Consider the following 24,035-nt stretch of genomic DNA (forward strand, 5'->3'; position numbering starts at 1 on the left):
CGGCAGAACCGCAAGGGGATATTGATCTTGGCTGCAACATTGGTGGTCGCCATTTGCGCGCTGGCTGGGTGGTGGATCTTTAAATGAGCACACGCGGCATCAACTTCCTAGATCGATGGCTGGCCAACAACGTGCCGGAGACGACGAAAGCCGATGTCATTTCGGTCGACGAACTCACCCACAAGCTGATCGCTGACGCCAAGTCGATCGGGATCAAGCGGGACGAGATCGACGAGGAAGTCGACAGCCTCTATCGAACGATCCTCGACGCGATTGTGCATTACGAATCGGGCTTGCCCGAATAGGCCTTGCCGGCCAATCCAGATGAGGAATAGAATCCTCCCGTTGCGGCGATCCCCTTTAACGGAGTTCGCCTATGGCCAGAACCAAGCTTTCCAAGCAGCTTTCAGAGGCTGAGATCGAGCGCTTCCTGACGGCGGCGGAACGACTTCATAAAAGCATCGTCCAGCCGTTGCTATCACCCAGCAGCGAGCATTACCGGGCACTCCAGCGTGCCCACGAAGCGCTATTGAAGACGGTGAAGGACATCACCGGCAAGGATGCGCCCTTCATTCAATGGTTCGGGACAGGACCGGTGCGGCCTCCCAAGGATGGGTAGCGCAATCCCATGACCATGAAATATCCGTTTGTCGAGGACACGCTCGGCAAGAAGCTGCAGATCGGGTCGGGGCTTTCGGTCGACTGCATGACATGCCGCCGCCATGTGGACATCGATATCCAGGCGCTGGTTGACCGTCTCGGCGCGGACTACGGCTGCCTGCATTGGGACTTGATCAAGGTGCTCTTTTGCCAGCCCTGCCGGCACGCGGGGCGCCCTGACCGAAACATCTCGTTCACCAGCCATCCGAGGACAGCAGGGCAGCGGCGCTTAGACTAAGCGCCTCTGACTCGAATGATCGGGTAAGCCCGCCGCCAATTTGGGCGACGGGCTTCAACAGTTAGATTCGTCAGTTGTAGACTTTGACAATCTTGCGCGTGCCGGGATCCACAAGAACCGTCCGGTTGTCGACAACGACATAACGGTATTTGACGTTGGGCACTTCATGAAGCTCGACCGTGTCGGGCAGAGCTGTGCCGATATTGAGTTCGACGCCGGGAATCTTCACGGATGCCAAGGGCTGCTTCTTCACATACTCATGGATGACCGTATCCTGCTCAGGCGTGATGACGACGTCCTGAGCAGCGACCGCGCCGACACCAGCGAAGAGCAACAACGCCGCAGCGGCGCCCGTAAGATGCATTCTCATGATTTCCTCCTTCGTGACACTAGGCGTTGACCACATCGTCAGTCGCCAAGTCACCCGAACCTTGGACAAGTGCAAACGTTCCAGGGTTGGGCTTCGGTCGGACGGGACATGGGACCGAAGTCTTGTCGCAAAACACAGACCGCCGCGGGCGCAGCTTCTCTTCCTGCGCGGCGCCGAAGCATTGGAACATTCGCAGCCTGCCGAGGTCTATCTGCATGTCGATGCATGGACTAGTATATGGCCCGCTAGGCGATCGATGTATGCACATCTGTGTGGATATGCAGCGCCTGTTTGCCGAACCGTCACCATGGGCGACACCCTGGATCAGCCGCGTCCTCCCCCAGATAGAGCGGCTTGTCGCAAGGCGCGCGCCGCAGACGGTTTTCACGCGCTTCCTTCCTGCTCGCAAATCCGGGCAAGGCACCGGAACATGGAAGCGCTATTATGAACGTTGGGCCTCGATGACGATCGAAAACATGGGCCCCGAAATGGTCGAACTGTTGCCGACACTCGCGGAGTACTGTCCGCCGGCAACGACGATCGACAAGCATATCTATTCGCCTTGGTTCGAAGGCCCCCTAAGAGCCCATCTGATAGGCCAGAACGTCGACACGCTGGTCATCACAGGCGGCGAAACCGACGTGTGTGTTCTGGCCACGGTACTCGGCGGGATCGATTTCGGCTATCGGGTGGTTGTCGTCACCGACGCTCTGTGCAGCTCTTCTGACGCGACACATGATGCGCTCCTCACAGTCTATCACCAGCGCTTCGCGCAGCAGGTCGAGACCGTCGAGATGGAGACGGTTCTCTCAGGCTGGTGATGTCAAAGTTGAATGCGGCGCTATCACGAGGGTCCACCGAACCCGGACCGGCCACGTTACGCGCCTAGAGCGCATAGACCTGGCGATGACAGGTATCCCGCAAGGGCCTACGTGGTGAGCGTGTTTGAGCCGCATTGGCGGCTGCCAGTAGCCGCTAGATCATTGGACTGTCGGCTTCGGTACGAACTTGGGCGATTGTAAATCGTGGCCCAATTTTGTTGCCTGAGCAGGCCTAAGTATGATCGGGACAACATCACCATCGGTCGGGAACAGTAGTAGAACGACGCCTCCGACTGCTTCACTCATGGCTACCTCCCACTTGTCGATGGTAATTGCTTGCTTCTCGCTCTTGATCTCGGCTGCCATTGGATTGCCCCATCTCTTTACTCCCCGAGGGCAGCATCGCGCAACCTGTGCGCGAAGGCAAGCTAGGAGGAAGAAGGCCGACGCCATAGGGGAGGTTGCCTGAAAGGCGCCGGCCAAGCGGAAAATCAGGTCCGCCAGAGGAAGCGCAATCGCGACTGGAAGCCGGCTTTCGAAAGTGAAGGCCTTAAACGCGGGAACCTTTCATCGGCGAGCCGATTTGTCTGCATGTCCCGAGCCGTCGAACCGCCTATACTGCCAAAGGATAGCCCAGACCGGAAGGCCAACTGTGAAGTCGCCTTGGAAGCCGCATTCGCAGCGCTGGTGACGGCCTCGGAAGCGCAGGGGTGGACGCCGCACGAAACTGCTTTATCCCTGCTGAAAATCGCTACGGAGCATGCGCAGCAGTTCAGGCTTGTGCCGGCTAAGCCGCCAAGGTGGCAAACGCGAAGCGGTATATTGATCACGTGTGCCGCGCTCGTGGTTTTGCTGTGTTCCGCAATCGTTTGGTGGATGCTGAGGTGAGCGCGCCGGGCGATGTCTGACAAGCCTCTCGCGACCTATCTCGTCAGCATTTTCGAGAAACCGCATTGCCGCACCGCGCTTGCCACCAAAGACAAGAAAAAGGCGCTCGCGTCGAAGATGGCCGGCGCCTGTTGGGCCTGGCTTTTTGGTGGAACCGCTGGGGATCTTCAACCGTTCTCTCGAAATGGCCGTTATCATCGTTGGAGCGTTGCTTACTGTCGCTGGCATTGTGTACATGGCCGGCGCGGTCTTATGGCGCGGACGACTAAGCGATCCCGTGCCTTCTGCTGCTAGGCCTGATCGCCCAAAGCCAAGTCTCGCAACCCCAGGTCCGACACTTGAGCCGCGTCGGCGCGGTCTCGGATTCCTTGGCCCGTCGCAAAACTGGCCTGGCCTGCTGATGATGGGGATCGGCCTCGTTCTGCTATTGTCGGCAGCGGTCCTCTAAGGTCAGCCTGCACTCTATTCAGCTTGTTCCGAGAAGTCTCTGCCTGTGGCTTTTGCCTTCGCCTGGAACTAAGTTTTTTCGTCGAGGTTTACCCCCGCGAAGGGACTGATGCTTTCGAGGAGACCTCCAATGAAGCATATTCTGATTACCAGCATGCTCGCGCTCAGCATCGGATGCGGTGTCGCAGTTGCTCAGACACAGCCGGCTGAAACTCAGTCGGGCGGCGACGCCAATTGCGCGGCCGGCGCAGCAGACTGTCAAAAGGGCTCGAAGATGAAGATGGGCGACCAGGCCCAAGGCAAGGCGAAGGTCCAGACGGATGAGCAGGCTCAAGGCAAGCCTAAGCTCAAGACCGACGAACAGGCCCAGGGCAAGGCAGGTGCGACCGATCAGCAGGCCAAGGGCAAGACCAAGATCCAGACCGACCAGCAGGCTCAGGGAAAGGCCAAGGTCCAGACGGACCAGCAGGCTCAAGGGAAGGCCAAGGCCCAGACCGACGAGCAGGCCCAGGGCAAGACCTCGACACAGACTGATCAGGGGTCAACTGCTTCCATCAGCAATGTGACGGTCGAACAGAAAACCCAGATCACCCAGGTCATCAAGGAGACCCGCGTCGAGCCGGTGTCCAATGTCGATTTCGACATCTCGGTCGGCGTCGAGGTTCCCCGGCACAAGATCCGGCTGCATCGTCTGCCCGCGCGGATCGTCAAGATCGTACCAGCCTATGAAAGCTACGAGTATTTCGTATTGGCCGACGGTCGGATCATCATAGTCGATCCAGACACGTTGAAGATCGTGCTTATCCTGACCTGACTACTTTATGGCCAACGCTCCAATGGCCCGCCACATCCAGGTGGCGGGCGTTTCCATGAAAATCTACCGATGAATCAACTATGGGCGAACGGAGAATGGCTTTCGCGTCATGAAAGCAGATTCCGGCGCGGCAAAAAGCCCCCGGCTCGAACCCGCAGCTGCCTAGATCCGTTTGAATGCGGCAAGCCCTAAGCGTAGCCGCTGGCCCTCTGCATAGGCGAGAGCGAAAGATTCCAGCTCGAATGATCGGGTAAGTTCTTCGTCGCCATCGACCACGCGGACGAACCATTCTCCGCAGGCTTCGACCACTTCAACGCAAGCGCAAACCTTGCCGTTCGTCGTCACGCTATCCATCGCAGCCTCCCTAGAAAGCAATGGGGAACGTCCATTTTTATAAAGCTCATCCGAGACGAATTTCAATATCAAATGTTGTTGCAAAGGGCCGACCGGTGCGGCCAGCCCGGCGCCCTACCTTGACACTGAATAAACCAGAGGGCGCCGAGCCTACCGGCGGCGCTTTGAGGGAAACGACGCCGAGAAGCGACCATAGCGTTCTCGCCAGAGTTGTCGGAATACAACCTTTTGGACGATCCCCCGACGGGAGGTTGCGCCGTGCGGTGAACATAAGATGCATGCACTGGGAACCGAGTTCAGCAGATGACGTTTTTCCGAAAGGTCAAGACGAATGACCTAACGACGGAGGAAACAATGAACATCAAGATGCTCACAATGGGCGCGATGGCGCTTGCAATGATGTCTGGTTCGGCTCTTGCCGACATCCGCACTTGACGACCCGGCAAAGATGTCGCCGTTCTTCACCGATGCCGGCATGAAAACCTTGAGGACGGAAGGGGATTTCAAGACCGCATGGATGGCGATGAAACCCGACGAACAGAAGGCGGTGTTGAAGGACTGCGGCGACACCACACTCAACAAGTCGCACGCAGATTTCTGCGCTATGGCAAAGAAGATGGGCGGCTGAATTTAGGTCGAAGGTCGAAGGCGAGCGCACCGAGCCCGCCTTCGACCAATTGCAGGCGAGCGCCATGGCGGGGAGGTTGCCCGCAGCCGCCCACATCCTCCAGGTCAGGCGTCGCCGAAACTGCGGATATCCAGAACGCGCCAGCCACCCATCCGCCGGCTAGTTCTTCTCTCGGCGCTTCTCAATTTCATATGTTATCCAACGGCAGAACATGCCGAGGATCGATAAGACTGCGCCGCCAACCAGGCAGGCTGTGAGCACATCGCTTTTCGAAGCGCTCGACCAGCTTACGATAGCGAGCATGATGACGCTCGTCGTCGAGATGAGATAACCCACTCCCTTCAGCATGTGCAAAGAAGCTTTTGTCATATCGGACCTCTCCTTAGTCGGCTCTTCGGAACATTCCGTGCGCTCTGAAGTTCCATCGCGTGCCCGAGCGATTGGCGACGGACAGATAGTCAACCCGAAAGAGAGGCGTCTCGATGCCCAACTACCTGAAGCTCCCGACGACCACCAAAGGCCTCATTCGCGTAGTGATCGAAACCCCACGCGGCGCCGCGGCGAAGCTTGCGTTCGATCCGGGAACGCAGGTGTTTGGCTACGTCCGGCCCCTACCGGTCGGAATGACATATCCCTATGACTGGGGTTTCATTCCCTCTACGTTGGGCGAAGACGGTGACCCTCTGGATGGGCTTGTGATCCATCAGGCATCGACCGCGCCTGGCGTTGTGATCAAATGCGATCTGCTGGGCGCCTTGCGGGTCAAGCAAAAAGACGAGGGCGGGAAGGTCCTGCGCAACGACCGCTATGTCTTGTGTCCCCACAAAGAAGATGCTCCCGCCGAGCCGGCGGCGGATCATGTCCCCGATGACTTGCGGCGCGAGATCGAGCTGTTCTTTCACTCGTCCGTGGTTGGAACCGGCAAGACCATAAAGTTCAAGGGGTGGCAGAACGGTGCGGAAGCTCGGAGGGCAATCAAAAAAGGAATGAATGCTTTCGCAGCGAGTCATTGAGGTGTCATGGCGCGACCTTGAGCGTCTCGGCAGGAGTTTCGACTCATCGCTGCGCCGGACTGAGGTTGCGGATCCATCTCGATCTCTCGCTGAAGATGAGCCGAACGAAAGGCCATCGCCTAATCGCTTTGCTTACACGCCGAGGCATGGGGCTAAAGTCCCACCAAAAGACGCAATGGTCTTACCCGTGACGTTGCGTGGAACAGGCCTGCCTTCAGGGATGTTGTTTCTCCGGAAAAGTTCGGAGAAATCAGGTGGATAGAAGTGTTGTTCAGGCGGTTGGTTGCTCGCTCCGGTATTCGCGGCCGCCGTCACCTTTCTCGCGATCGGAATATTTCTTGGCTAAATTTCCAGATCGTCGCAGCTATGTCCCTTCCTGCGCCGATTGGGTTCGCTCGCCTCTCTTTGTTGAAGCGTGCGAGCCCTCTATCTTCAGCGAAGCGGTCAGCGACAAGAAGACCCGGTTGCTTGAGGCGGGATTACTTCTAGCTGTGCCTATTTGCGTGGCGGTCACCGCGCTGTTCGCTGTCTTCGCCTCGGCCAGGTTATGATAAATAGCCCGATTAGAGTGAACCGCTTCCTTTTCGTCGCAGCCGATTTCCTTTCGCGGCCTCCAGGTTTCTATCTGATGCTCATAGCCATGGTGCTTTGCACGGCGCTTGTACCTTTTGGCATGACAAATATGGTTACATACGCCCTTTCGGTTGCGGCCATCGCAATCACTGGTGTTGTCCTTATGCAGGGCTATCGCGACACTGCCGCCATTCACGCCAAACTCAATGAGATCATCATTGCACTTGACGAAACCCGAAACGACCTTGTCGGGTTGGAACATGCCGACCCGGAGGAGATCTGGGAAAAGCTTGTGATGCTCGAAGAAGAAGCTGCCCAGATCAATGAGGCCCGCATGACGGCAGCAACAAGCAGTCCCGCCCACAGTGCAACACGCAGTGGGGCTCGTCAGACCCACATAGCGGGCCTCCACAGGATATTCCGATGAAGCAGCGGTTTGCGATCAGAACCAGAGGGGCCGTTCCACGTCATGGAAGGACGTTCCAGGCCAGTCCCGGAATTGACTCGCTGTGCAGGCTCCTTTTCGTCGTTGCCGCCGCACTCATCCTAGCATGCGGCCAAACAGAGGCGGCCAAACTGACGCCAACCGTCGTCAATCAGGCCCAATTCGGCACCGGCGAACCGAAGGGCATTGATCCGACCGTCCTCAAGGCGCAGGTTCTTTTGGATCGCGCGCGCTTCTCGCCGGGCCAGATCGACGGCAAGCTTTCAGAGAACTTCGCCAAGGCGGTTGGCGCCTTTCAGGCCGCTAACGGATTTCCCTCCGATGGCAAGCTCTCCCTGGAGACTTGGAACAAGCTGATGGCGACCTCCGCCAACCCCGTCCTGGTGACCAACGAATTGACACCCAAGGATGTACGCGGGCCCTTTACCAGGCGGATTCCGGCCCGCATGGAGAGGATGGCCGGTCTGCCGCGGCTGGGCTATCGCAACGCGGTAGAGAAGCTGGCGGAACGCTTCCATATTAGCGAACAATTGCTGAGAAGGCTCAATCCCCGCGCCGGCTTCGGAAGGGCCGGCGTGATCTTGACGGTACCCGATGTCGGCCGGGGCGGTCCTCCTGTTGCCGTTATCAGCGTTGAGGTGGACAAGGACGCTCGCCTGGTGCGCGTGCTCGATCCAGCCGGCAAATTGATAGCCGTTTACCCCGCATCAATCGGAAGCAGCGAGAAGCCGGCGCCGAGCGGCACGGCGGAGGTCAAACGTGTGGTGCACAACCCTACCTATCACTATGATCCGGACTTCGCTTTCAAGGGGGTCAAGACTAAGCGACCTTTTGCCATCGCTGCCGGCCCGAATAATCCCGTGGGGTCGATCTGGATCGACCTCTCAATCGAGAGCTACGGTATTCACGGCACGCCCGAACCAGGCAAGATCGGCAAAACTTTTTCGCATGGGTGCATTCGGCTGACCAATTGGGATGCCGAAGACCTCGCGTCTATGGTGCAGAAACGCACGAAAGTTAACTTCAAGGGCGATATGCAGGATACTGTTGAAAAGCCAGCCGATTAAGCCAGAGCACCTCCTGGCTTTGCGCATTTTAGCGGTCGCACCCAATGGCGCGACCCGTTCGGAACATCGGGAGTTCTGGCGCATTCTAATGACGCTATAACTCACCTGGCTACGGACTTAAAGTGAAGCCCTCGTTCGCAAATGTGTGGCAATTGGTGCGAGAAAGCGTAGTCGGCTTCATCAACGACAATGCTCTTAGTCATGGTGCTGCGATGGCTTTTTATGCCGCCACGTCGCTGGCGCCGATCCTGCTGATTGTGGTCGCTATCGCGGGTCTCGCTTTCGGTCATGATGCCGCACAAGTGGCCTTGTCTGCCCAAATCTCAGGACTGATGGGGCCAGAAAGCGCCGATCTCCTTCAGACCGCGCTGGAGAGTGCATCGAGCAAGCTGTACGGCACCTGGGCTACAGTAATCGGGCTAGTCACCTTGTTGGTGGCCGCGTCTGGCGTCTTTGGCGAAATGCAGCAATCGCTGAACACAATTTGGAAGGTCGAGTCGCAAGGCAGTTCCTTGTCGCGTCTGATGCGGGCCCGCGCCGCCAGTCTGGGCTTGGTGGCCGCGCTCGGCTTCCTGTTGCTGGTTTCTCTTATTGCAAGTGCCGCCATTTCGGCTTTGGGCAATTTTATCAATGCCTATCTGCCGTTTGGAACCATCGTACTCGGCGTGATTAACGCCATCGTTTCGTTTTTCCTGATCTCGGCGTTGTTCGCCGCAATTTACAAAGTGTTACCCGATCGGACCCTAGAATGGCGCGATGTAGCCATTGGTGCTGTTGTGACCGCTGCTCTGTTCACGCTCGGAAAGTCACTTATCGGCTGGTATATCGGCACCAGTGCGATCGCATCCTCATATGGTGCCGCCGGTGGACTGCTCGTCATCCTCCTCTGGGTTTACTACTCATCGGAGATCTTTCTTCTCGGAGCCGAATTCACTCGCGCCTATTCCGTTCGACACGGCAGCCGGTCCGATCTGGACGCTCTGGTTCACAGTGCTTCGCCCACAACAGAGGTTCCCTTTCGCGCGAAGCGAAAATCCAACTCCGGTGGCGTTGTAGCGCTGATAGCGGTTGCGTGCGCCAGCGCAACGATGACCGCGCTTTTGCTTGTCCTTGGCCGTCCGTGACGTGATGAAGCCGATGACTCACGTCGGGACAGCGCAGGCTGCTGACGGCTCAGCATCGAAAGCTCGAAGCCTGACAACCAACATGGAACCATATCCAGACTGGTACGTTTTCGGCGTTGCGGCGGGGTGCACCATCTCGCCGCGGGGGCATTTTCATCCAACATAGAATCCACCAAGGCTGGGAGTGGCGCTGTGACCGTGCAGGCATCCAAAAAGCAGTTGGACCGTCGAAGCATATTGAATTCTCTGAAAGCCTTTCGGCGCGGCGACTTCTCAATTCGCATGGACAACGTTTACGAAGGTCTGGATTCCGAGATCGCAGAGACTTTCAATGAAATTGTTGATCTCAACGATCAGGTGACGCGTGAGTTCGAGCGGCTCAGCAGGGTCGTCGGCAAGGATGGGCGGATAGGCGAGCGCGGTCGCGTTCGAAACGCCACTGGGAGTTGGGAGTCCAGCGTCAGGTCGGTCAACGATCTGATCGAGGACATGGTTCAGCCGACAGCCGAGGTTGCCCGCGTCATCGGCGCGGTCGCTAAGGGGGACCTTTCCCAAACAATGATGGTCGAAATCGACGGCCGACCGCTGCGCGGTGAATTCCTGCGCATCGGCAAGATCGTCAACACCATGGTCGGCCAGCTGGCCTCCTTCGCCTCGGAAGTGACACGCGTCGCACGCGAGGTCGGCACCGAAGGCAAGCTTGGCGGCCAGGCGCGCGTGAAAGGCGTTGCCGGGACGTGGAAAGATCTTACGGACAACGTCAACGCAATGGCGACCAACCTGACCGGACAGGTTCGCAACATCGCAGAGGTCACCACCGCGGTTGCCTCGGGCGATCTCTCGAAGAAGATTACCGTCGACGTTAAGGGCGAGATCCTCGAGTTGAAGAACACCATCAACACGATGGTGGACCAGCTCAATTCCTTCGCGTCGGAAGTAACGCGCGTGGCTCGCGAGGTCGGCACAGAAGGCAAGCTCGGTGGCCAGGCGCGCGTCGAGGGCGTCGGCGGGACATGGAAGGATCTGACCGACAATGTGAATTCTATGGCCGAAAACTTGACGGGCCAGGTGCGTAACATCGCCGAGGTCACGACCGCGGTGGCGCTGGGCGATCTCTCGAAGAAGATCACGGTCGATGTGAAGGGCGAAATCCTTGAGCTGAAATCGACCATCAACACCATGGTTGACCAGCTCAACTCGTTTGCTGGCGAAGTGACCCGCGTGGCGCGTGAGGTTGGGACCGAGGGTAAGCTCGGCGGTCAGGCACAAGTGCGCGGCGTCGCTGGCACGTGGAAGGACCTCACCGACAACGTCAACTCCATGGCTGAGAATCTGACCGGTCAGGTGCGCAACATTGCCGAGGTGACGACGGCGGTCGCTTCGGGCGATCTGTCGAAGAAGATCACCGTGGCGGTACAAGGCGAAATCCTTGAGCTTAAGGACACCATCAACACGATGGTCGATCAGCTGAACTCGTTTGCCTCGGAGGTCACCCGCGTGGCGCGCGAGGTCGGCACCGAAGGCAAGCTCGGCGGCCAAGCCGAGGTGAGGGGCGTCGGCGGCACTTGGAAGGATCTGACCGACAACGTCAATCTGATGGCCGCGAACCTGACCGGGCAGGTGCGCAACATCGCCGAGGTGACGACGGCGGTCGCTCGTGGAGACCTGTCAAAGAAGATCACCGTCGACGTCAAAGGCGAGATCCTGGAGCTCAAAGACACTGTCAACACGATGGTCGATCAGTTGAATTCCTTCGCCTCGGAAGTCACGCGCGTCGCCCGCGAAGTGGGGTCGGAAGGCAAGCTTGGTGGACAGGCTCATGTCGAAGGCGTTGGCGGCACCTGGAAGGACTTGACCGACAACGTCAATGCGATGGCCGGCAATCTGACCGTACAATTGCGCGACGTGTCGAAGGTGGCGACAGCCATCGCGACGGGCGACCTGACACAGAAGATCACTGTTGATGCCTTGGGCGAGATTTTGCAGATCAAGGACGTCATCAACACGATGGTCGACCAGTTGAATTCTTTCGCGTCGGAAGTGACACGCGTCGCCCGCGAGGTCGGGTCCGACGGCAAGCTGGGCGGTCAGGCACAGGTGCGCGGGGTTGCCGGCACCTGGAAGGACCTGACTGACAACGTCAATGCCATGGCCGCCAATCTGACCGGCCAGGTGCGTAACATCGCCGAGGTCACGACCGCGGTGGCGCTAGGCGATCTGTCGAAGAAGATCACGGTCGACGTGAAGGGCGAAATCCTCGAGCTGAAATCGACCATCAACACCATGGTCGACCAGCTCAACTCTTTCGCGGGCGAAGTGACGCGCGTGGCGCGTGAGGTTGGGACCGAAGGCAAGCTCGGCGGTCAGGCGCAGGTGCGCGGCGTTGCCGGGACGTGGAAGGACCTTACCGACAATGTGAACTCCATGGCCGAGAATCTGACTGGTCAGGTGCGCAACATCGCCGAAGTGACGACCGCCGTCGCACGCGGTGATCTGTCGAAGAAGATCACGGTCGACGTGAAGGGCGAAATCCTTGAGCTGAAGTCGACCATCAACACCATGGTGGACCAGCTCAACTCCTTCGCCGGCGAGGTGACCCGGGTCGCGCGTGAGGTAGGCACCGAAGGCAAGCTTGGCGGTCAGGCTCGTGTCGAAGGTGTCGCCGGCACTTGGAAAGACCTGACCGACAACGTCAATCTGATGGCGACGAACCTGACCAATCAGGTGCGTGGCATCGCCGACGTCGTGACGGCGGTGGCGCAGGGCAATCTCAAGCGCAAGCTGACAGTGGACGCCAAAGGTGAAATCGCCTCTCTGGCCGACACCATCAACGGGATGATCGAAACACTGGCCACCTTTGCCGACCAGGTGACCAACGTGGCTCGTGAGGTGGGTATTGAGGGCAAGCTCGGCGGACAGGCGCGCGTGCCGGGAGCGGCCGGCCTCTGGCGCGATCTGACCGACAACGTCAACCAGCTCGCCGCAAATCTGACCACCCAGGTGCGCGCCATCGCTGAGGTTTCAACGGCCGTCACGAAGGGCGATCTGACCCGCTCGATTAGCGTCGAAGCCTCCGGCGAAGTCGCCGCCCTCAAAGACAACATCAACGAAATGATCCGCAACCTGAAGGATCAGACGCTGAAAAATGCCGAGCAGGATTGGTTGAAGACCAATCTCGCCCGGTTTTCGCGAATGCTGCAAGGCGAGCGCGACCTTGCGACCGTTTCGCGGCTGATCATGTCCGAGCTCGCTCCTCTGGTGAACGCGCAATACGGGGTGTTCTATGTAACCAATCGAGACGAGGAGGAATCCTATCTCGAGCTGGCGGCGTCTTATGGTGCCGAAAGCAAGGCGTCCATCAAGCAGCGCCTCGATCTGCGCGAGGGTCTGGTCGGGCAAAGTGCTGCCGACAAGCGTGCCATCATGCTGGACAATGTGCCGCCTGAATTCCTGCGCGTCACCTCTGGTCTCGGCAGCGCATCGCCTGCCAACGTCATCATCCTCCCCGCCTTGTTCGAGGACGAGGTGAAAGCCGTCATCGAACTTGCCTCGTTCGGCGAATTCCGCGACACGCATCAGTCGTTCCTCAATCAGCTGATGGAGTCCGTTGGCATCGTTCTCAACACCATTGCCGCAACGATGCGCACCGAGGGCCTGCTCAAGCAGTCGCAGCTGCTGACTTCGGAATTGCAAGCGCGTCAGACGGAACTGACCAAGAAGCAGGAAGAGCTGCATGCGACGAACGAGGAGCTGCAGGAAAAGGCGCAGCTGCTCGAAAACGAAAAGAAGCAGGTGGAAAACAAGAATCTCGAAATCGAGATGGCGCGACGCGCATTGGAGGAGAAGGCCGAGCAGTTGGCGCTTACGTCCAAGTACAAATCCGAGTTCCTGGCCAACATGAGCCATGAACTGCGCACACCGCTCAACTCGCTGCTCATTCTCTCAAACCTGCTTGCGACCAACCAGCAGGGCAATCTCAACGAAAAGCAGGTCGAGTTCGCACGCACTATCAACTCTGCCGGAACCGACCTTCTCAGCCTCATCAACGACATCCTCGATCTGTCGAAGATCGAGTCTGGTACGGTTTCGATCGATATCAACGATATGCCGGTGTCGCATCTGCGCCAGCATATGGAACGCACGTTTCGTCAGCTTGCGGCCGACAAAGGCCTCGGCTTCACCATCAAGGTCGACCCGGCACTTCCCGATACCGTTCGCACGGACGAGAAGCGACTGCAGCAGATTGTCCTCAATCTGCTTTCGAACGCATTCAAGTTCACCTCGGAGGGTGAAGTCAGTCTGAATTTCCGGGTTGAGAAGACCGGGCGGCGCAACAGCGCCGCGCACCCGGCGAAGGCGCTCGCGATCGCTGTGACCGATACCGGCATCGGTATTCCGGAAGACAAGCAGAAGCTAATTTTCGAGGCCTTCCAGCAAGCCGACGGCACCACCAGCCGCAAATATGGCGGTACTGGGCTCGGGCTCTCGATCAGCAGGGAGATCGCACGCTTACTTGGCGGCGAACTGCGGGTCGAAAGCACACCGGGCAAAGGGTCGACGTTTACTCTCGTCATCCCATTCGCTGGTCCCCGGGTGGCGGCGGCGCAATCAGCCCTGCTTCCTCCGACGGACGCCGTCGCAGTGTCGGCATCGCTTGGCAGTCAGCCTTCAGCAGAGCTGATCGACGACCGCGATTCCATATCTCCGACCGACCGGGTTGTGCTGATCGTCGAAGACGATCCGACCTTTGGAGGGTTGCTGCTTGGTCTCGCACGCGCGGCCGAGTTGAAAGGCGTCTTGTCGAACGCGGGCTCCGGCACTCTTGCACTGGCCCGTAAGCTCGTTCCCGACGCAATTACGCTTGATCTCGGGCTTTCGGACATCGACGGGTGGGTGCTTTTCGATCTGTTGCGTCATGACCAGAAGACCAAGGGAATTCCCGTCCACGTCATTTCAGGTGCGGAAGACATCGAAAGTCTTGCGCGCAAGGGAGCGTCCAGCATTTCAACCAAGCCGGTGTCCTCTGATGAACTAATCAAGGTGTTCCAGGACATCCATTCCAAGAAGCTTCGTATCCAGCGCCGCGTGCTGGTCGCAGATGCCGATCCGGATCGCCGGTTATCGCTTGTCGAAGCGATCCGCGACGGCGTGACCTCCGTCACTGCGGTCGGTCGTCTCGCGGCAAATGCGGACGACGTTGGCGTGGCCTCGTATGACGCTATCGTGCTTGGCTTTGGGCGCTCTGCCAAGGACAACGCACAAACGCTGGACGAGGTTACTGGCCAATTCGGCGACGGCCTACCGCAGTTGTTGTTCTTTGCCCCTCATCCGGATGCGCTTGAACAGGTGCTGGCATTGAACCCGGCTTTTGCGAATGCGCCCCGGGCCGAAAATTTTGCCCAGCTCTCGCTTCATATGTCGGCAACACTCCCGGGAGAAGGACGCGAAGAGGGCGCAACCGAACAGAACGGCAAGTCCGATCTGGCGGGGGCGAAGGTTCTCATCGTCGACGACGATATCCGCAACATCTACTCGCTCACCAGCGTCCTGGAGACCTACGACATACAGGTTATGCACGCTGAGCGGGGCCGTGACGGCATTGCGCTTCTGGAACAGACCCCCGACGTCGACGCGGCATTGATCGATATCATGATGCCGGAGATGGACGGCTACGAGACGATGCGGCGCATACGAGGAACGCCGTCGATTGCCCACATCCCGCTCATTTCGGTTACCGCCAAGGCGATGAAGGGCGATCGGCAAAAATGCTTGGACGCCGGTGCTTCCGATTATATCGCCAAGCCGGTCGATCTTGACCTGCTGCTGGCATTGCTTCGCGTCTGGATCGGTCGTTCTCGGTCACGCACCGAGACTCCGGAAAAAATGCTCATGGCAGCGAACTGACGGCCGGTCCATGCAAAAGCTTCCCAGAAACAGGGTCAGAAAACTTGAGGCGTTGCAACTGGCCGAACGGCCCGCAAAAGCACGCATCCTTGCCGTGGACGACGATGAACGCAATCTGCTGGCGATCAGCGAAGTTCTCGCTACAACCGGGGACGTCATCTGCGCCCAATCCGGCGAAGAGGCCCTGCGCTTTCTACTGAAGGAGGACTTCGCTGTCATCCTGCTGGATGTGCTTATGCCGGGAATAGACGGCTATGAAACGGCCGCGCTTATCCGCAAGCGCGAGCAATCCAAGCGCACGCCAATCATCTTTCTCACCGCTATCAACAAAGAGGACGCCCATATGCTGCGCGGCTACGATGCCGGCGCGGTCGACTACGTGTTCAAGCCATTCGATCCGATAATGCTGCGTTCGAAAGTCGCGGTTTTCGTCGAGCTTCACGAAAAGACACTGGAGATCCAGCGAAAGGCGGCGGTCGAACAAGGGCTGCTTGCGCAGGCGCTGCAGTCGCAGAAGGAAAAGCTCCAGGCCGAGCGGGCTCTGCGCAGCGCGGAGGAACGGCAGGATACTATCTTGAGTTCGCTGCCTGTCTGCTTCCATGCGCGTGCAGCCGAGCCACCCTTCGCGACGCGCTTTGTGACCAATGGTGTCGAGCGCCTGACCGGGTTTTCGGCCGAAGATCTGACCGCCGATCCGGCCTTCGGCCTCAGCCGGGTCCACCCCGACGATCTACCAAGATTGAAACAGGCACTTCGCGAGGCAAAAATCACCGGCTCCTATACGTGCGAATTCCGCTGGCAATGCGCCAATGGTGAGTATCGCATCTTTCTTGATCAAGGTGTGATGTCGAACGGCTCTGATGGCCGCGACCCGGAGATACGGGGCACGTTGCTTGATCTTACCGAGCGGCGCGGCCTTGAAAATCAGCTGCTACAATCACAGCGTCTTGACGCAATCGGCAAGCTAACGGGCGGCTTGGCTCATGATTTCAACAATCTGCTCGCCGCAATTCTCAGCGGATTGGGACTGCTAGAACGTCAAGGGACGTTGGATGATCAGTCACAACAGGTTCTCGACCTGATGCGGCGTTCTGCAAAACAAGGTGCTGACCTTGTTACGCGAATGCTCGCCTTCTCGCGGCGTCAAACCCTGAAGCCGGAAGCCGTGCGGCTTGCAGCGCTTGGCGACACCATGAACGGGTTGGTCGCTCCGGTCCTGGGAGGGCTAATCCGCTTCGACTGGCGGATCGATGATGCGGTTTGGCCGGTTCTTGTCGATGCCGGGCAGCTTGAACTCGCCTTGATGAATTTGGTTTTCAACGCACGCGACGCCATGCCATCGGGTGGAACAATTAGCGTGCACGCGCAAAATAGGACGATTACGACGGCATCAGAAGACCTGGCGCCTGGTGACTATGTGGTTATCGCTGTCAGGGACACCGGTGCCGGCATCGCGCCGGATATTTTAGCCAAGGTGGTCGAACCATTCTTTACCACAAAGCCAGTCGGCAAAGGCACGGGCTTAGGGCTCAGCACGGTTTACGGTTTCATGAAGCAGTCCGGCGGTTCGCTGCGCATAGACAGTGTTGTTGGACGCGGAACTGCCATGGAGCTGTGGTTGCCACGTTCGGTCGAGCAGCCTGCCCGCGATGTGGTTGAATCCGCGAAAGAGCCAATTCTGGTCTATGCGGGCAACGAACGCCCTTCGATCCTTCTGATTGACGACAGCAGCGCACTTCGGCATCTGACAGCTGAATCGTTGCGGCAGCGGGGTTTCTCCGTGACCTGTGCAGCAGGGGGCGCCGAGGCGCTGGCGGCTATTGAACGGACGCCACATGATTTCGACGTAATCGTCACAGACTTCGCTATGCCACTGGTATCCGGAGTGGAGGTCATTCGGTTTGCGCGCAATCTCCGCTCGGATTGGCCAGCGGTAATCATAACCGGATACGCTGATGCGAGCGCGATTGCCGATCGTCCGTCGGACGTCCCGCTGCTAAGCAAGCCATTCCGCGAAAAGGATCTCATTGAGAGCATCTTCCACGTTATCGCCCATGCCAGCTCCAAGGCGATCAACGCTGGGTAGAGGAGCCCAGTAAGGGAGATTGGCGACAAGGTGCGGATCGAGGAGATCACGCCGAAACCCTAAGAAGCGCTAGTGCTTCAGTGTGGCTTCCGTCTGTTGCTCATGTAGTCCACGGACACGACCGCGACGAACGCCAGACGACAATGGCTGTTCCACCTACCCAAATAACAGAGATTTTGCCTCTCTGCCAGCCGCGCCTTGTCGATGGCGACTGTCACCAGCGGCCCCAGGGCGATCGTCACGGTCTTGTCATCGATGCGCATGACCTCACCAGTCAACTCTAGCTGCTGGCCGCGTTTGACCTTGGATGAATCTCGGATCGAGTGCGGAAAATCGTAGGACGGAATCGAGACGCTGACGGTGGTCGTCATTGACCCGCCTTCGCACGGTGGCTGTCACAGCCACCAAATCTCCAATGCAATTCCCCGCACCATGTCCAAGGCTTAGTCAAGCGCGTGCTAATTTATGCAAACGGCGCGGGAACAAAATTTTGCATCCCTCGTTGAAAATGCCGGTCGGATGCCCGTCTCAGAAATCCTTGTCCGGCTTGTGTCAAAGGCCCGTTGCCGTGCCCTGGCAGCGGGCCACCTCTCATGCCAGCCGACATTTAAATTTCGACGTGGAGAAGGAGCACCGCTCGAAGGGGGCAACCTCAACCCAGACCGCCACGTGATTAACATGCGCAGGTCCAAGCCGAGCGTACGATTCCGTACAGAAGTAGCGAACCCTCCAAGAAATGTTAAAATGTTCCTGGCAAATCCACGGAGGGCCAAGCCATGGACGGCCGGACGGCTGCAGCGGTTGTCATCTTGGAGGACGAAGCGCTGGTTGCGGTGGATCTCGAAGACCATTTGCGCGACGCAGGCTTCCAGGTCGCAGCCACTTTTTCATCTAACAGGGCCGCGCTCGGCTGGTTTCGTGCTCATTCACCAGATGTGGTGGTCATGGACATCGAGCTGCAGGATGGCGATTGCATAGAAATCGCCCAGTTGCTCTACAGTCGCAACGTTCCGTTCGTCGTCCATTCGGCAAGCGTTGCCAACTCTGGCTTCCATCACCCGATATTCCTCACGGGCGAGTGGGTTGCAAAGCCCTGTCTGCCATCTGCTCTGATCGAGGCCGTCCGGTCCGCGCTCACATTGGCAGGCGATGTCGACGACAGCCCAGCCTTGGTCAGTTCGAGCAAGGCTCGCGGCGGAGTTCGGAGTGGCTGAAACACATCAGGGCAGCGGGACCGGACTGGCCGGCCCAGCACTGCGGCATGTATCATCAGCTACGCTGGAACATTAGATACTTCTAATTGTTTATTCGATGCGGCAGATGATGCCCTCCATCACCTGCTGTAGGTCGGGTGGGTGGGCCCGGCGCTCGCAAGTGGGCGGCGGGCCTTGACCGAAGGAGCGCGGCCTAGGACGTCAGTCGGCGCGACCCGGCGCCCCTCTTTTGACACTGAACAAACCAGAGGGCGCCGAGCCTTTACCGGCGGCGCTTTGAGGGAAGCGGCGCCGAGAAGTGAGCATAGCGTTCTCGCTAGAGTTGTCGGAATACAACCTTTTGGGGATAATGCCCGGCGCGCCTCTGCGGGAGCTTGAGCCTGATCGGGCGGAACATAAGACGCAGGCGCTGGGAACCGGCTTCAGCAGATGATGTTTTTCCGGAAGGTCAATGACCTAACTAAACAATGAACATCAAGATGCTCACAATGGGCGCGATGGCGCTTGCGATGATGACTGGTTCGGCTCTTGCTGGCAGCACATCCGCGCTCGACGATCCGGCAAAGATGTCGCCGTTCTTCACCGATGCCGGCATGAAAACCGTTGAAGGCGGAAGGGATTTCAAGACCGCATGGATGGCGATGAAACCCGACGAACAGAAGGCGGTGTTGAAGGATGCGGCGACACCACACTCAACAGGTCGCACGCAGATTTTTGCGCTATGGCAAAGATGATGGGCGGCTAAATCTGGGTTGAACGTCGAAGGCGAGGGCGGTCCCACCTTCGAGTCGATTGAGTAGTGGCCGGCGGCACCCTAAGGTTGCCTGAAAGCGCCGGCCGGGTTGGGCTTCCGCGACACACGGCGGAAGTCCGACTAAGCGCTCCCGTCTGTCTCGCTTTCCTCATAGATCATCTGGACCGGCAGATAGGCGTTCGTTTCCAGCCACTGTCGCAGCACGATCTGAATGAGTTCTGACTGACCGATTCCCATCTCGGCAGCTATGGACTTCAGCGCATCCTCTGTTGCCGGTTCCAGTGGCACGCCAGAGACGTTGCGGAGCATTAAGGCAGTACGGCGAAGGATGATCTGGAGATCGAAGCGGCCGGTTGGGAGCGTAGACAAGCAGCCGCAGCCGTCATGTATCTGGCGGCCAAGGAACTCGACTCCCCGTGAGGAATTAGCGGTTGGAAACGCCCGCTGGTAACAGCTGCGAATCGTGGCGCGTAGCCCCTTGAAAAAATGCCAGCGCTTCACAAATTCTTTTCACGCCGCGTTGCGGCCATTCATCAAACTGGAGCCGGGTTGCCGGCCAAGAGCTAAGGAGGTCACTATGCTTGCGAAGCCTTTTGAAAAGCCCGTCCGCGTATGGGTCGGTCTTGGCTTCCCTCGTCAACTCAACACCGTGGCCGATGCATATCAGTTCGTCACGGAATGGTGCGGAAACAGTCCTGAGCAAAGGGCCGCGATACGCGCCTGTAAGGCAGCGCTGACCGGTGACGTCGACGCCGAGACAGCTCGTGGGGTGCTTATCGCCTTCGCTCGCAGGAAAGACATCCTGTTCGAAGGGGAAAATACTCTCCCGTATGAAACCAGCGACTATGATCCGACGGTCCAGCACTGAGCCGATTGTGGGGAGCGCTGGATGAGGTTCTCGGTTGTACAGGAACCGTCGGGGACGTGGGCGGTGTTCGATGGGATTTTCGGTCTGCCGGCCGATTTCGCGGGTCGAACCTTGATCGGACTGCCGCGCGATGAAGCTTATCGTCTCGCGGCAAATGCCAACCATGGGGTCTTGAGATGGAGGTCAGCGTTGACCTCACAACGGCCTTGCAGGCGACACCATGTCGATTTTCTATGCAGCTTTCTCTGCGGTTATTGAGGTCGCGGACAAGCTACACGCGCTTTTCGGGAAGCCAAGGAAGGTCCTTGTGAAAACCAAGGACCTAAACGGCGAAAGACAGCCTATTAGACGCGTGGGGGCAACTTCCCCTTCGTCGATACGTTAGACATCCAGCTAACGGAGGAATGTCATGGACGACGACCTGTGCCTGAAACTGAAGGAACTCAGCACCAGCATGCAAACCAGGGCGGCGGAACTCGCACTGCCCGGCGGCAACACCGATATTTCCGCGCTGATGTCAGGCATTGCGCTGACCCTTGAAGCGCTGTTGGTGATAGCCGAAGAGAGCAAAACGCCACGGTCTGGACCGTCGGTCGAGCCTGTGACTTCGTTGTCCTGATTGGCTGGTAGGAGGTCAGTGTGACAGATTTTATTGTGACCACAATTGACGGAAGACAGCATCTCGGCCAGAGCGAAAACGCACCATTGGAAAGCCTTGTGGATCAGCTCAGTTCAAACGGACACTTCGAGCTCGTTGTCGTTTCGGCAGAATTAGGCGCTCCTGGCAGCGAAACCAGCACTGTCTTCTTCAAGCACGGGATCATATCGATCAGTGAAAGAAAACCGGAAGCTATGATCCCACCAAGTCCGCCCCTTGCTGGTTAATAGAATATGGCCCGTCTTCTCCTGTCGCGTGGCAAAGCCGAGCGAGGCGAGGCCGCGGAGGGCGGCAATGAAACAACCTGGCTTTTAGGCAGGATCTTTGCGTCTCTTCTCGCGAAGGTTTTCGTAGGATAGCGAATGGCGGACCTTGCCGGTCCAATAGCCTAGGCCAAACGGCTTTGCACATCCTCAGAGCAGACTTGCTGGCGATCTTGCCGGAGGTTGCGATTGCGTGAATAGCAGTCGCTCACTGCTCCGCCGACGAACGGCTACTTCGCGCCCTCCATGGTTTTAGGGAAGGTCATGCGAACAGAACGTCGGCCACCTCGCTGGGGCGAAATCACGCTCACGCCGTCATGGCTCGCCTAACAGTCTCACGAACCGGCGACTTCGATCTGCCGATGCTCGTACTTGCCAGTGAACATCTTTGCGGCTTGGCGGCACTTATGCGCTTGGTCGAAACGCCACACCAGTCAGATTTTTGCTGACCAACCAGAGTCGCTCAGCCAAATCCGGCGCGATCGCCCAGGGCCGGACGCCGAGTATCTCCTGGGAGTCGGCCGGCACGGCCAACGCGACGTTGGAACTCTCGCAATAGACTCCGCCCAGCCCTTCGAGCGGCCTCGCCGCAAACGATCCCAAGCTTCGAGCCTAAAATACCTAGCTTTTTCAATGTGAGAAAGCTGGGGAGTAAAAAGGCGCAGTCCCCAGCTTTGGAGAATACCGGCCGACAGAGAGCAAACCTCTTACGATGTACGCTCCACAGCTTTCCGACCAGAAGCCCGCAGTTCTGCGGGCTTTCTGGGCTGCCAGGTTTCCGCGGAGAACATTGCGGGAGATTTGAGTGGTAGAGGGAAAGGAACCGGAATCCAACCTTCTCCACGGAGCGGCGCCATGACGGCAACTGAAATGCGCCTCGGATACGTTGATGACGACCGGCCTCGCCGGAACCGCGCTTAGGTCGACTCACCAAACTCCGCCTCGCTCCGTGCAGATGCGCGTCTCATCGTCGACGGGCGGCAATAGCATGACGCCGTCTCGGCGCGGCCCGCCCGCTATTCAAGAGCTGAGACGAACTGCGGCGCGACTGCGGCTAATGGGCGGTGTAAGCTCCGTCCACCAGATGGTAGCTTCCAGTAATAAAGCTAGCCTGATCGGACAAGAGGAAGCACACAAGAGCAGCTACCTCTTCCGGTTTCCCGCGCCTGCCCATGGGCTGGAGGTCTGCCATGCGCCGGTTAGCTGCTGCCTCCACTTGCTCCGAAAGTGGTGTCTCGATCCAGCCGGGGCCGACGACATTGATTCGAATTCCCAATCTCGCATATTCCATCGCCGCAACCTTGGTCAGTCCAACGACCCCGTGTTTCGCTGCCGTGTATGCGGACGCCGTTGGCAATCCGACGGAACCGAGAACGGAAGACATATTGACGATAGCGCCTCCGCCCCGATCCAACATGGCGGCGATCTCGTATTTCATGCAGTAGAAAATGCCATTTAGATTGACGTTTATCAGCTTGTGCCAGTTGTCGAGGGGATAGTCCGCCGTTGCTTTTCGAACGCCATCGATACCTGCATTGTTGACCGCCATATCCAGTCCACCGCATTTTTCAACAGTGAAATCGACCAGGTTTTCCACAGCTGCCGCATTAGTGACATCGACCGCAAAGTCGTGGGCCCTGCCTCCTTGCGAGCGTATTTCGGCGGCTTTGCTGTGCGCAGCCTCGGCATCAAGGTCGGCAACAACAACCTCGGCTCCTTCTTGCGCGAGTTGCCGTGAAACAGCCGCTCCTATTCCGGAGCCTGCGCCGGTCACAATCGCGATCTTATCTTGGAAGTCAGGCTTCATCTCTTTCCTTATGCCCACTGCTTCATGACCGAATGGAACCAGGTGGTTGTCGCATGAGGCTTGTTCATAGCAGATTTCTGCAGCCAAGGTCCCTGTCTGTCCTGTGAACTCTCCTGGCGCCCGACGACCTCAGCCAACCTGCGTGGCGCCTAACGCGGATGAAAGGTTTACATCAAGCAGCCGGTCTGATTGGATTTCTAGGCATCACACCAGTGAAGCGGTCTGGCGAGCGTGGCCGGTCGGCAACGCAACAACGCCTGGTTCCGGTTGTTCTAGGTCAGTTCGGGCAAGGCGTAGACTTGGCCGAGGGGCCTTGGAGTGTTAGAGACGACGGCGGTAGGCTGACCATTTTCTTAGCAGGTAGAAATGGACAATAACCACATTGCGCGCCGGGGGCTCGTGCTGGGTAGTCTGGCTCTGATGGTTTCCGGATGTACGTCAGCGTTACGACAGGCGGCGGAGCCGATTTCATCCGCGTTCGCAGCAAGGAGTGGCCTGGATCCTCGCTTCACGCGGCAACGAGTGAGGTATTCTGGAAGCGAGCCGCCCGGAATGATCGTCGTCGATACTTCGCAACGCTTCCTCTATGCCGTCGAGAGGGACGGGTGGGCGACGCGCTACGGCGTCGGCGTCGGCGAGCAGGGACTTTCGTTCAAGGGTACAGCGACCGTCGGCCGCAAGGCGGAATGGCCGTCGTGGACACCAACCGCCAGCATGATGAAGCGCAAGCCGCGCTTGGTGCAGTATGCAGGGGGGGTCCCCGGCGGACCAAACAACCCGCTTGGTGCGCGTGCCCTTTATCTCTATCAAGGCGGGCGCGACACCCACTTCCGGGTGCATGGCACAGACGAGCCATGGACGATAGGCACTGAGGTGTCGAACGGGTGCATCCGTTTGATAAATGACGACATCATTGACCTCTATGACCGTACCCCTTTGGGCACGACGGTGGTGGTTATTTGATAGTCTGAGGTGCGTCGCACGCCTGATCTCCGGCCGATGGTGAATTCTGCCAGCACGTCACGTAAACGTGCCGCCC

24 protein-coding genes and 2 pseudogenes are annotated in these 24,035 nt (G+C 58.4%); 19 read left to right on the forward strand and 7 right to left on the reverse strand.

Annotation, left to right across the window (positions count from 1 at the left end; translation table 11 throughout):
- The first annotated feature begins 83 nt into the window (after positions 1-83).
- The 3 genes from AC1DYW_RS13255 (at position 84) to AC1DYW_RS13265 (ending at position 898) form a co-directional block, all read left to right on the forward strand.
- Positions 84-305 (forward strand): DUF768 domain-containing protein, encoded by a 222-nt coding sequence (locus AC1DYW_RS13255; RefSeq protein ID WP_477226471.1) that lies wholly within the window; start codon positions 84-86, stop codon positions 303-305.
- 71 nt (positions 306-376) lie between these two features.
- Complete coding sequence (locus AC1DYW_RS13260) at positions 377-619, forward strand: hypothetical protein (protein ID WP_477226472.1); 243 nt, start codon at positions 377-379, stop codon at positions 617-619.
- Between the two features lie 9 nt (positions 620-628).
- Positions 629-898, forward strand: coding sequence for a hypothetical protein (locus AC1DYW_RS13265; protein WP_477226473.1), 270 nt, complete (start codon positions 629-631; stop codon positions 896-898).
- A gap of 70 nt (positions 899-968) precedes the next feature.
- Here AC1DYW_RS13265 and AC1DYW_RS13270 read toward each other — a convergent pair whose 3' ends face one another.
- On the reverse strand, positions 969-1,268 hold the full coding sequence (locus AC1DYW_RS13270) for a DUF1236 domain-containing protein (RefSeq protein WP_477226474.1): 300 nt from the start codon (positions 1,266-1,268) through the stop codon (positions 969-971).
- Between the two features lie 215 nt (positions 1,269-1,483).
- Between AC1DYW_RS13270 and AC1DYW_RS13275 the strand changes: the two genes are divergently transcribed.
- Positions 1,484-2,089 (forward strand): cysteine hydrolase family protein, encoded by a 606-nt coding sequence (locus tag AC1DYW_RS13275; RefSeq protein ID WP_477227065.1) that lies wholly within the window; start codon positions 1,484-1,486, stop codon positions 2,087-2,089.
- 159 nt (positions 2,090-2,248) lie between these two features.
- Here AC1DYW_RS13275 and AC1DYW_RS13280 read toward each other — a convergent pair whose 3' ends face one another.
- Entirely contained in the window at positions 2,249-2,455 is a 207-nt protein-coding gene (locus AC1DYW_RS13280; protein ID WP_477226475.1) for a hypothetical protein, read from the reverse strand.
- Between the two features lie 1,099 nt (positions 2,456-3,554).
- Between AC1DYW_RS13280 and AC1DYW_RS13285 the strand changes: the two genes are divergently transcribed.
- Positions 3,555-4,238: a DUF1236 domain-containing protein gene (locus tag AC1DYW_RS13285; RefSeq protein WP_477226476.1), complete on the forward strand. Its 684-nt coding sequence runs from the start codon at positions 3,555-3,557 to the stop codon at positions 4,236-4,238.
- A gap of 162 nt (positions 4,239-4,400) precedes the next feature.
- Here AC1DYW_RS13285 and AC1DYW_RS13290 read toward each other — a convergent pair whose 3' ends face one another.
- Entirely contained in the window at positions 4,401-4,592 is a 192-nt protein-coding gene (locus AC1DYW_RS13290) for a hypothetical protein (protein ID WP_477226477.1), read from the reverse strand.
- A 354-nt stretch (positions 4,593-4,946) separates the two neighbouring features.
- Between AC1DYW_RS13290 and AC1DYW_RS13295 the strand changes: the two are divergent.
- Positions 4,947-5,220 (forward strand): annotated as a pseudogene (locus AC1DYW_RS13295) (hypothetical protein).
- Between the two features lie 159 nt (positions 5,221-5,379).
- Here the strand turns inward: AC1DYW_RS13295 and AC1DYW_RS13300 are convergent.
- A complete protein-coding gene (locus AC1DYW_RS13300) occupies positions 5,380-5,589 on the reverse strand; it encodes a hypothetical protein (RefSeq protein WP_477226478.1) in 210 nt (69 codons plus the stop codon).
- Positions 5,590-5,702: 113 nt separating this feature from the next.
- On the opposite strand from AC1DYW_RS13300, the gene AC1DYW_RS13305 reads away from it, so the two are divergent.
- The 7 genes from AC1DYW_RS13305 to AC1DYW_RS13335 all read left to right on the forward strand — a co-directional run bounded on the left by AC1DYW_RS13305 (position 5,703) and on the right by AC1DYW_RS13335 (position 17,432).
- Positions 5,703-6,233 carry an inorganic diphosphatase gene (locus AC1DYW_RS13305; protein WP_477226479.1) on the forward strand — a complete coding sequence of 177 codons (531 nt, stop codon included), beginning with the start codon at positions 5,703-5,705 and terminating at the stop codon, positions 6,231-6,233.
- 338 nt (positions 6,234-6,571) lie between these two features.
- Positions 6,572-6,784, forward strand: coding sequence for a hypothetical protein (locus AC1DYW_RS13310; protein WP_477226480.1), 213 nt, complete (start codon positions 6,572-6,574; stop codon positions 6,782-6,784).
- Between the two features lie 17 nt (positions 6,785-6,801).
- A complete protein-coding gene (locus AC1DYW_RS13315; RefSeq protein ID WP_477226481.1) occupies positions 6,802-7,233 on the forward strand; it encodes a low affinity iron permease family protein in 432 nt (143 codons plus the stop codon).
- A complete protein-coding gene (locus tag AC1DYW_RS13320) occupies positions 7,230-8,318 on the forward strand; it encodes a L,D-transpeptidase family protein (RefSeq protein WP_477226482.1) in 1,089 nt (362 codons plus the stop codon). The genes AC1DYW_RS13315 and AC1DYW_RS13320 overlap by 4 nt, the downstream gene beginning before the upstream one ends.
- A 122-nt stretch (positions 8,319-8,440) precedes the next feature.
- Positions 8,441-9,442, forward strand: coding sequence for a YihY/virulence factor BrkB family protein (locus AC1DYW_RS13325; RefSeq protein ID WP_477226483.1), 1,002 nt, complete (start codon positions 8,441-8,443; stop codon positions 9,440-9,442).
- 198 nt (positions 9,443-9,640) lie between these two features.
- Positions 9,641-15,346, forward strand: coding sequence for a HAMP domain-containing protein (locus AC1DYW_RS13330; protein WP_477227066.1), 5,706 nt, complete (start codon positions 9,641-9,643; stop codon positions 15,344-15,346).
- A gap of 10 nt (positions 15,347-15,356) precedes the next feature.
- Entirely contained in the window at positions 15,357-17,432 is a 2,076-nt protein-coding gene (locus tag AC1DYW_RS13335; protein WP_477226484.1) for a response regulator, read from the forward strand.
- Positions 17,433-17,509: 77 nt separating this feature from the next.
- On the opposite strand, the gene AC1DYW_RS13340 is transcribed toward AC1DYW_RS13335, so the two are convergent.
- A complete protein-coding gene (locus AC1DYW_RS13340; RefSeq protein ID WP_477226485.1) occupies positions 17,510-17,803 on the reverse strand; it encodes a hypothetical protein in 294 nt (97 codons plus the stop codon).
- A gap of 405 nt (positions 17,804-18,208) precedes the next feature.
- Here AC1DYW_RS13340 and AC1DYW_RS13345 point away from each other — a divergent pair, with 405 nt between their 5' ends.
- Positions 18,209-18,646 (forward strand): response regulator, encoded by a 438-nt coding sequence (locus tag AC1DYW_RS13345; RefSeq protein ID WP_477226486.1) that lies wholly within the window; start codon positions 18,209-18,211, stop codon positions 18,644-18,646.
- Positions 18,647-19,113: 467 nt separating this feature from the next.
- Positions 19,114-19,391, forward strand: a pseudogene (locus AC1DYW_RS13350) (hypothetical protein).
- Positions 19,392-19,520: 129 nt separating this feature from the next.
- On the opposite strand, the gene AC1DYW_RS13355 reads toward AC1DYW_RS13350, so the two are convergent.
- Entirely contained in the window at positions 19,521-19,901 is a 381-nt protein-coding gene (locus tag AC1DYW_RS13355) for a hypothetical protein (protein ID WP_477226487.1), read from the reverse strand.
- A 76-nt stretch (positions 19,902-19,977) separates the two neighbouring features.
- Between AC1DYW_RS13355 and AC1DYW_RS13360 the strand changes: the two genes are divergently transcribed.
- The 3 genes from AC1DYW_RS13360 to AC1DYW_RS13370 all read left to right on the forward strand — a co-directional run bounded on the left by AC1DYW_RS13360 (position 19,978) and on the right by AC1DYW_RS13370 (position 21,153).
- Entirely contained in the window at positions 19,978-20,268 is a 291-nt protein-coding gene (locus tag AC1DYW_RS13360) for a DUF982 domain-containing protein (RefSeq protein WP_477226488.1), read from the forward strand.
- 409 nt (positions 20,269-20,677) lie between these two features.
- A complete protein-coding gene (locus AC1DYW_RS13365; RefSeq protein WP_477226489.1) occupies positions 20,678-20,887 on the forward strand; it encodes a hypothetical protein in 210 nt (69 codons plus the stop codon).
- 20 nt (positions 20,888-20,907) lie between these two features.
- The gene (locus AC1DYW_RS13370; RefSeq protein WP_477226490.1) at positions 20,908-21,153 is read left to right on the forward strand and encodes a hypothetical protein; all 246 of its coding nucleotides are present in this window, start codon (positions 20,908-20,910) and stop codon (positions 21,151-21,153) included.
- A gap of 1,090 nt (positions 21,154-22,243) precedes the next feature.
- Here AC1DYW_RS13370 and AC1DYW_RS13375 read toward each other — a convergent pair.
- Complete coding sequence (locus AC1DYW_RS13375) at positions 22,244-22,996, reverse strand: SDR family NAD(P)-dependent oxidoreductase (protein ID WP_477227067.1); 753 nt, start codon at positions 22,994-22,996, stop codon at positions 22,244-22,246.
- Positions 22,997-23,362: 366 nt separating this feature from the next.
- Here AC1DYW_RS13375 and AC1DYW_RS13380 point away from each other — a divergent pair, with 366 nt between their 5' ends.
- On the forward strand, positions 23,363-23,959 hold the full coding sequence (locus AC1DYW_RS13380; RefSeq protein ID WP_477226491.1) for a L,D-transpeptidase: 597 nt from the start codon (positions 23,363-23,365) through the stop codon (positions 23,957-23,959).
- Positions 23,960-24,035: the final 76 nt, after the last annotated feature.

This window comes from Mesorhizobium sp. P2_D5, assembly GCF_056404355.1.